The sequence below is a fragment of the Paenibacillus sp. S02 genome, assembly GCF_019454065.1.
GTDB lineage: Bacteria > Bacillota > Bacilli > Paenibacillales > Paenibacillaceae > Paenibacillus > Paenibacillus polymyxa_B.
Window position 1 is genome coordinate 2,575,236 of the sequence record NZ_CP073682.1, and the last position, 9,259, is coordinate 2,584,494.

The following is a 9,259-nucleotide window of genomic DNA, read 5'->3' on the forward strand; positions in this document are numbered from 1 at the left end:
TCGTTGCTCAGTTTTGAGAGTTCAAACTCTCACATAGGATTTCCAAAATATACTTGTATTCAAGTGTTGAGGAATTTGATATGATGTTTTTCCGGGGTTAAAGCCGGAGAGAATATGCACCTTGAAAACTGGATACCGAAACGAAATTGCGTTTTAGAATATTCCTTTAAGCTGATCTTGTGTAAACAAGTGAAATAAAGGTAGCTGCCTTGAATTTCATTCACACATTTGTGTTGAACCGAAATTCAAAGCAAATCGTATTTACCATGTAAATACTAGGTTAAGCTACAAAGAGCACACGGAGGATGCCTAGGCGCCAGGAGCCGACGAAGGACGTGGCGAACAACGATAAGGCCTCGGGGAGCTGTAAGCAAGCTTTGATCCGGGGATGTCCGAATGGGGAAACCCGGCTGTCTTCATCGACAGTCACTTTCTGCTGAATACATAGGCAGAATAGAGGCAGACCAGGGGAACTGAAACATCTAAGTACCCTGAGGAAGAGAAAACAATAGTGATTCCGTCAGTAGCGGCGAGCGAACGCGGATTAGCCCAAACCAAGGAGCTTGCTCCTTGGGGTTGTGGGACGTCTCACATGGAGTTACAAAGGAACCGGTTAGATGAAGAGGTCTGGAAAGGCCCGCCAGAGAAGGTAAAAGCCCTGTAGTTCAAAACTTGTTCTCTCCGAGACGGATCCCGAGTAGTGCGGGGCACGTGAAACCCCGTATGAATCCGGCAGGACCATCTGCCAAGGCTAAATACTCCCTGGCGACCGATAGTGAAGCAGTACCGTGAGGGAAAGGTGAAAAGCACCCCGGAAGGGGAGTGAAATAGATCCTGAAACCGTGTGCTTACAAGAAGTCAGAGCCCGATCTATGGGTGATGGCGTGCCTTTTGTAGAATGAACCGGCGAGTTACGTTCCCGTGCAAGGTTAAGGTGAAGAGCTGAAGCCGCAGCGAAAGCGAGTCTGAATAGGGCGAATGAGTACGTGGACGTAGACCCGAAACCGGGTGATCTACCCCTGTCCAGGGTGAAGGTGCGGTAACACGCACTGGAGGCCCGAACCCACGCATGTTGAAAAATGCGGGGATGAGGTGGGGGTAGCGGAGAAATTCCAATCGAACCCGGAGATAGCTGGTTCTCCCCGAAATAGCTTTAGGGCTAGCCTCGGAAAAAAGAATCGTGGAGGTAGAGCACTGATTGGGTGCGGGGCCCGCAAGGGTTACCAAGCTCAGTCAAACTCCGAATGCCATAGATTTAGTTCCGGGAGTCAGACAGTGAGTGCTAAGATCCATTGTCGAAAGGGAAACAGCCCAGACCATCAGCTAAGGTCCCCAAGTGTGTGTTAAGTGGGAAAGGATGTGGAGTTGCACAGACAACCAGGATGTTGGCTTAGAAGCAGCCACCATTGAAAGAGTGCGTAATAGCTCACTGGTCGAGTGACTCTGCGCCGAAAATGTAACGGGGCTAAACACACCACCGAAGCTATGGCTTGATGCTTGCATCAGGGGTAGGGGAGCGTTGAATGCGGGTTGAAGGTGTACCGTAAGGAGCGCTGGACTGCATTCAAGTGAGAATGCCGGTATGAGTAACGAAAAGATCTGTGAGAATCAGATCCGCCGAAAGCCTAAGGGTTCCTGAGGAAGGTTCGTCCGCTCAGGGTAAGTCGGGACCTAAGGCGAGGCCGATAGGCGTAGTCGAAGGACAACAGGTCGAAATTCCTGTACCACCGTAATCCGTTATGAGCGATGGGGTGACGCAGTAGGGTAGTGACGCGGACTGATGGATGTCCGTCTAAGCAGTGAGGCTGGTGTGTAGGCAAATCCGCACATCGTAAGGCTGGGCTGTGATGGGGAGCGAAAATTGTAGTAGCGAAGGTCATGATCTCAGACTGCCAAGAAAAGCCTCTAGCCAGGAGAAGGTGCCCGTACCGCAAACCGACACAGGTAGGCGAGAAGAGAATTCTAAGGCGCGCGGAAGAACTCTCGTTAAGGAACTCGGCAAAATGACCCCGTAACTTCGGGAGAAGGGGTGCCTCGGTAGGGTGAATAGCCCGAGGGGGCCGCAGTGAAAAGGCCCAAGCGACTGTTTAGCAAAAACACAGGTCTGTGCGAAGCCGCAAGGCGAAGTATACGGGCTGACGCCTGCCCGGTGCTGGAAGGTTAAGGGGAGTGGTAAGCCCTTCGGGGCGAAGCTATGAACCGAAGCCCCAGTAAACGGCGGCCGTAACTATAACGGTCCTAAGGTAGCGAAATTCCTTGTCAGGTAAATTCTGACCCGCACGAATGGCGTAACGACTTGGGCGCTGTCTCAACGAGAGATCCGGTGAAATTTTAATACCTGTGAAGATGCAGGTTACCCGCGACAAGACGGAAAGACCCCATGGAGCTTTACTGCAGCTTGATATTGAATTTGGGTACGATCTGTACAGGATAGGTGGGAGCCGTTGAATCTTGAGCGCCAGCTTGAGAGGAGGCATCCTTGGGATACCACCCTGATCGTATCTAGGTTCTAACTTGGTACCGTGAACCGGTGCGAGGACAGTGTCAGGTGGGCAGTTTGACTGGGGCGGTCGCCTCCTAAAGAGTAACGGAGGCGCCCCAAGGTTCCCTCAGAATGGTTGGAAATCATTCGAAGAGTGCAAAGGCAGAAGGGAGCTTGACTGCGAGACCTACAAGTCGAGCAGGGACGAAAGTCGGGCTTAGTGATCCGGTGGTACCGCATGGAAGGGCCATCGCTCAACGGATAAAAGCTACCCTGGGGATAACAGGCTTATCTCCCCCAAGAGTCCACATCGACGGGGAGGTTTGGCACCTCGATGTCGGCTCATCGCATCCTGGGGCTGAAGTAGGTCCCAAGGGTTGGGCTGTTCGCCCATTAAAGCGGTACGCGAGCTGGGTTCAGAACGTCGTGAGACAGTTCGGTCCCTATCTGTCGTGGGCGTAGGAAATTTGAGAGGAGCTGTCCTTAGTACGAGAGGACCGGGATGGACGTACCGCTGGTGTACCAGTTGTTCCGCCAGGAGCACCGCTGGGTAGCTATGTACGGAAGGGATAAGCGCTGAAAGCATCTAAGCGTGAAGCCCCCCTCAAGATGAGATTTCCCAGTATGTAAGACCCCTTGAAGACGACGAGGTAGATAGGTTGGGGGTGGAAGTGCAGTAATGCATGGAGCTGACCAATACTAATCGGTCGAGGGCTTATCCTAAAATAAAACGCAAATGAGTTTCGGATCCAGTTTTCAGGGTGTAACCTTGAAGGTATGTACAAGTGACATACGACAAGCGCATGGCTATTCATTCACACGATAAGTGATGAACCGAATAACCGTACGGTAGAATTTACGATGTAAATTCATGTTTGGTGGCGATAGCGGAGGGGTTCCACACGTACCCATCCCGAACACGACCGTTAAGCCCTCCAGCGCCGATGGTACTTGGACCGCAGGGTCCTGGGAGAGTAGGACGTCGCCAAGCAAGATAAAAGAGCACAGCCTTAACGGGCTGTGCTCTTTTTGTATACCATAAGGCTTTTGCGTTTTGGAAAATATACAAGAAACCCATACATATACTCCATTCCACTAAATTAAAAAGATTGGGGCATAACTACAATAAAGCTTACAACACTCTGCATATCGACCGATAGTGAAGTCAAATATAATGAATTTATAAAGCAGCAAGTCTCCAACAACAGGGAGACTTGCTGTTTGCCGTTACTTTTTTTTTGAGGGGGTCAAAGATTAAAAGTAAGGCTATAAATTTCTAGAGAACAGGCACTTTTGAAGCGAGATAGAAACGTTTCTATTAGAGTTTGAAAAGAAAATTCATAGCTTTGGAAGAGAAAAACTCAATCCGAACTGAATTTTTTAGACGAAGAGTCAGAAAAAAATATGCAAAATTTGGTCCTTTAGGACTATGAAATAACAATATTTATTACAAAATTAAAGAATTATTAATTTTGGCTTATGTGAGCTTGATAGAAATTCGATCCATTATTTAGGAGGTTAAAGAGAGTTGCGGAAAAAGGCGGAATTTGTCGGATGATATCAGGTTGAATTTGTTACATTTATGTTAATGGCGTGTAAAGATAAAATTGTTGTAGGATAAGGGGTTGGAGCTTCAATGTAAATCATAATGAGTTTAGTTTTACAAAATTCGTGAAAACCTAAAATTTCGTTTTAAACTAAATTAACAGATCATGATTGACAGATAACTAATACAAAAAGTGAAATTGTTGCTTATGAAGTTTGGAAACAAATAACATAATATGGATTTTGTTTTATTTTTATGAGCTCTATCAATTTAGCCCTTTTGTCCCATGCCAAGCGGTTTTAAAGTTTGTATATTTAAAAACAGTTAGAAAGTGTTGGAAGAAAAAAAGAGATATAAGGATTTATTGTAAAATTATGAACTGCATAGAGGATGGAGGAATTCATATGACGACTCGATCACAATCTTGGTTTGCGAAAACAGAGGTCCAACCGACTGCGAAGCTCCAACTATTTTGCTTCCCCTACGCCGGTGGTGGTGCTTACATATTTAACTCTTGGAAGTCTAGGTTTGCGCCTGACATTACCGTGTTGCCTATACAACTTCCAGGACGTGAAAGCCGTTCAACAGAAGCTCCAATGGATACTCTTCAAGACATCGTTCAATCGCTGGTTCCCGCAATGGCTCCATACATGCATAAGCCGTTCGCTTTTTTTGGGCACAGTATGGGGGCACTGATTGCATTTGAAACAGCACGGCAATTGTACAGCAAAACTGGAAAGCTACCTGTGCACATCATCATATCTGGTAAATCCGCACCACATCTTCCATACTCCAAAAAACGACTCCATGATTTAGCAGACGATTCTTTCACCGAAGAGCTTCGTTTAATGCAGGGAACACCTGAAGAGGTGCTGCAAAATGCAGAATTGATGCAAATTATTATGCCTCGTCTGCGTGCAGATTTTAAGGTATGTGAAACTTATGTTTATCAGCCGGGAAATCCACTGGTATGTCCGATGACCGTTTTAGGCGGAATGAAGGATTTTGAGGTTAGCACAGATTCACTCCATGCCTGGCAACAGCATACGACATCACCTATGGATGTTCGGATGTTCGAAGGTAATCACTTTTTCATCCATGAACAAGAACAAGAGGTTATGTGCGCAGTCGAGAACATTCTTTCCGCATCCTCGCCGATGGCCCACGCGGCGGCAGCTCATACAGCTTACAACACAAACACCCTACAACCACGATTCAGACAGAGTTGAATGTCCCACACATCACGATACACTTCGTTATTACCATCTCAGCAACAATCGACAACCAACCCACAACCAAGATGCAAATTCCAGCATAGTTCAAAATCGCATTTTATTCTGTACGGATACTCATGCATCCAAACCCATAGTTTATCTCAACGACGTCCACAGCCAATATAAAAAGTTCGCACTGAAAAAGTGTGGGCAACGAAAAGAGGGATGCCCTTGTTTCGATCAAATTCTGCTTTTCGGAGACTCGCACGTTATGTAAGGCCGTATAATCTATGGGTTTTCATAACGGTGATCGCCTCCTTGTGTTTGGCAGCTATTGACATTATTTTGGGTAAGGCTATTGAGCAAATGGCACAGGGGACATTCTCCTCTACCCAGAACATGATCTATCTGGTTGTTGGTATGACGCTAATTGGAATGCCCTGTAAGTTTGTGATGAGGTACGCTTCAGCGCGATTTAGTGTTAGTGCTCTGCGCGACTTGAGAGGCGATCTCGTACATAAGTTTTGCGATTTACCAGTTTCCAGCGTGGAAAGGAAATTCACCGGAGATTTGGTATCCCGTCTAACCAATAATACGGCAGTATTACAGAACTTTTTTATCCAGCAGTTTTCCAATCTGTTTTATTTACCGCTTGTGTTTACTGCATCACTCATATTGCTTTTACTGACAAGCTGGAAACTGATATTGGCAAGTCTTGCGCTCATGCCAATAGGAATGATCATAACATCACTAATGAGCAAGCCGATTGAAAAATATTCCGCGGATCTTCAGGAGAAAATTGCTCATTTGAACGCTGTGGGGCAAGATGCAATCGGAGGAATCCCTATCGTCAAGGCATTCAATATGCAAGCTGTGCTGTTGAAGAAGTATATGGTGATTATGGAGGAGGTCGTCAAGCGCGGCTTAAGGCTAGAAAAGCGCTATGCAGCCATTACTCCAGTAGGTGTGATGATGCTGGCAACACCGATTATTTTGGTCATTGTATACGGAGGATACCTGATACAACAAGGAGAGCTGAATGCTGGAGGCATTGTACTTTTTTTATACCTGATTTCGTTCATACTGCAGCCGATTGCCATGCTGCCGACAATCATTTCGCAAATGAAGGAAGCGGGTGGAGCCGCAAAGCATTTGTTTGAGGTGCTGGATTGGCAGAATGAACGTCAGGACGGCGAAATGACCTTGGTAGATCAGAGGCGAGAGAATAGGGCGCCTCATTTGGAAAACGATGCAGATGGGAAAGCCAACCGAATGAGTGAAGGCGGAGCAGAAAGCGATGATGACGTTGATGGTGTTGCTGTAGTCAGCTTTGAGCATTTGACCTTTGGCTACGATGAAGGGAACACAGTGCTGAAGGATATCAGCTTCCAGGCAGGGCAAGGGGATATGGTGGCGATTGTCGGTGCCAGCGGTGGCGGTAAAAGCACGATTTTCAAGCTGCTTTGCGGATTTAGTGAACCTGGAGAGCATGCCGGAACCATTCAACTATTTGGAAAGAGTTTGACAGATTGGAATTTAACAAGCCTGCGCAGTCATATTTCGATGGTATCTCAGGAGTCGTCGCTTTTTCCGGCCACCATTGCAGAAAATATCGGATATGGACGTCTGGAGGCGACTCGGGAAGAAATTGTCCAGGCGGCGAAAGCGGCACATGCTCATGATTTTATTGTTCAACTTCCCGAGGGCTATGAAACCCTGTTGAGCGAGCGGGGAGGCGGATTGTCTGGCGGTCAAAAACAGCGTATTTCTATAGCAAGAGCATTACTGAAAAATGCTCCGCTACTTCTATTGGACGAGCCGACTTCAGCACTCGATAGTCAGTCGGAGGCTCAGGTGCAGAATGCGATGAATGCGGTAATGCAAAACCGGACGGTACTGGTCATTGCTCATCGACTGTCAACTGTACGTCAGGCGAACCGTATTATTGTACTTGATCAGGGGAGCATTGTGGAATCGGGTTCTCATGAGGAATTACTAGGTCGTGATGGTGTGTACCGAAAGCTGTATTTGAAAAATTTTGAAGAAGAACAGCATACGGTGGAAAACGGTAATTCGTTGCCTGAGGAAAGGAGTGAGCGTCGTGACCTTCAAGCAGGGGTTTTATGAATTTAAGCAGTTGATGTCCCTGATGAAGCCGCACCGAAAATGGTATTTTACCGGGCTGGTTGGCAATAGTCTGACCAATGCCAGCATCACGATTTTACTTTCTTTCGTGGTGCATTATTTGCTGAATTTCGCAGTTAATGGCGATGTACAGGAGCTATACCGAGCGGTCTATTTGGTCAGTGGTACATTTTTGGCATTAAGTCTTATTTCCCCCCTGTGCAGCTATATGTATAAACGGTGTGTAAAGCTGGCGATTGCCGATGTACGAATGAAACTATTTGGCCACATTGTCAAGCTATCGTACGAAAAAGCCGAAAAACACCATTCGGGTGATCTTGTATCCCGTATGACGAACGATGTACAGGCGCTGGAGCAGGCTTACACCGTTCATATCCGCTCGATTATACTAGAAATTTCGCTTTTCTTGGGCTCGTTGGTCATTTTGATGGTTCTGGATTGGCGATTTGGGATTATGGCGGTTTTACTTGGGCTGGCTTCAGCCTGGATAAATGCTCATTTCGCGAAGAAAATGCGAAAGACGAGTGAAGAGTTACAGGGACGGATGAGCAGGTTCACGGAACGATTGAGTGATTTGCTTTCCGGTTTGCAGACGGTGAAGTTGTTTGGGTTGAGGACAAAGGTAGGAGGACTTTGTAACGATGCAAGCGAGGACATAAACCGCATCAGCATCCGGCAGGGACGTCATATGGGCTTGCAGGATATGTGCAATTTTGTCATAGAGTTCATCACGCTGGGCGGTGTGCTTGTCGCTGGATTGATTCTGGTATCGCAGAAGCAAATGGAACTGGGAGTATTGGGACAGATTGTGCAGCTGCAAACCGGTATTTCAACGGTGTTTTTGGAGCTAGGGGCGGCTGTAACACTGTTACAAAACTCCTTGGCAGGCTTGGCGCGTATTCGCGAAATTCTGGATGAGTCGAAGGAAGAGGAGCAGTTCCCCGCGGCTAAAAAGAAGGAACCGCTGACTAGGCTTATCGATCCCGAGTCGGCAGCTTTATCAGCCCGTGAATCTGGGGAATTCTATGGCGATGTTGAGACCTTGCGTTCAGACCACGCCATTGAACAGACTCCGGCTGCGCTGGAGCTGCACGACATCACCTTTGGCTATCAGTCTGACCATCCAACGCTGCAAAGGTTAAACTTGGTCGTGCCGGAAGGGCAGGTAACCGCGCTTGTCGGCCCGAGTGGTGGTGGCAAAAGCACAGTCATGAAGCTGTTGCTGGGATTTTACCCACCGGACGAAGGTGTGCTGCGGGTTCGTGGTCGCTTGGCAGAAGAATTTCCGTTGGATGAGGTCAGGGATTTGATGGCCTATGTACCACAGGAGGCTACGCTGTTCCACGGTACAGTAGCGGATAATATCCGTTTTGGCTCACCGGCTGCCACGGATGAGGAAGTAGAGGCTGCGGCCAAAACAGCCTATGCCAGCGGCTTCATAGCCGAGCTGCCAGAGGGGTACGACACGATTGTCGGTGAACGCGGAGCCAATTTGTCCGGCGGTCAAAGACAGCGGATCGCAATTGCCCGGGCTTTGCTCAAAAATGCACCGATTTTGCTATTGGATGAAGCGACCTCGGCTTTGGATGCAGAATCGGAATATGAAGTCCAGCAGGGCTTAAACGAGCTGATGAAGGATCGTACGACATTAGTTATTGCCCATCGATTGTCTACGATTGAACGGGCGGATACGATCTGTGTCCTTGCCGATGGCGAACTGAAAGAGCAGGGTACCCATGATCAGCTCCTTGCCGAGGGCGGTCATTATGCAGAGCTGTATGAGCTTCAATTTCGAAAGCATCCCGAGGAACAAACCGCATAAATATGCGAATTTCCTTTTTACCAATATCTATTTTGCGAGGAGAGAGACGG

The 9,259-nt window shown here is 47.7% G+C and carries 3 protein-coding genes and 2 rRNA genes; all 5 read left to right on the plus strand.

Translation table 11 applies throughout. The annotated features are described in order from the left end of the window. The first annotated feature begins 278 nt into the window (after positions 1-278). The 5 genes from KAI36_RS11540 to KAI36_RS11560 all read left to right on the plus strand — a co-directional run bounded on the left by KAI36_RS11540 (position 279) and on the right by KAI36_RS11560 (position 9,209). Positions 279-3,205, plus strand: a 23S ribosomal RNA gene (locus KAI36_RS11540). Positions 3,206-3,356: 151 nt separating this feature from the next. Continuing rightward, positions 3,357-3,473: ribosomal RNA gene (gene rrf / locus KAI36_RS11545) — 5S ribosomal RNA — on the plus strand. A 959-nt stretch (positions 3,474-4,432) separates the two neighbouring features. After that, a complete protein-coding gene (locus KAI36_RS11550) occupies positions 4,433-5,257 on the plus strand; it encodes a thioesterase II family protein (protein WP_220027790.1) in 825 nt (274 codons plus the stop codon). Between the two features lie 216 nt (positions 5,258-5,473). After that, positions 5,474-7,369: an ABC transporter ATP-binding protein gene (locus KAI36_RS11555; RefSeq protein ID WP_220027791.1), complete on the plus strand. Its 1,896-nt coding sequence runs from the start codon at positions 5,474-5,476 to the stop codon at positions 7,367-7,369. Further along, the gene (locus KAI36_RS11560) at positions 7,344-9,209 is read left to right on the plus strand and encodes an ABC transporter ATP-binding protein (RefSeq protein ID WP_220027792.1); all 1,866 of its coding nucleotides are present in this window, start codon (positions 7,344-7,346) and stop codon (positions 9,207-9,209) included. Before KAI36_RS11555 ends, KAI36_RS11560 begins: the two co-directional genes overlap by 26 nt. Positions 9,210-9,259 lie beyond the last annotated feature (50 nt).

Coding starts and splice junctions, on each gene's coding strand:
- KAI36_RS11550 (WP_220027790.1), top strand. CDS start 4,433: ATGACGACTCGATCACAATCTTGGTTTGCGAAAACAGAGGTCCAACCG.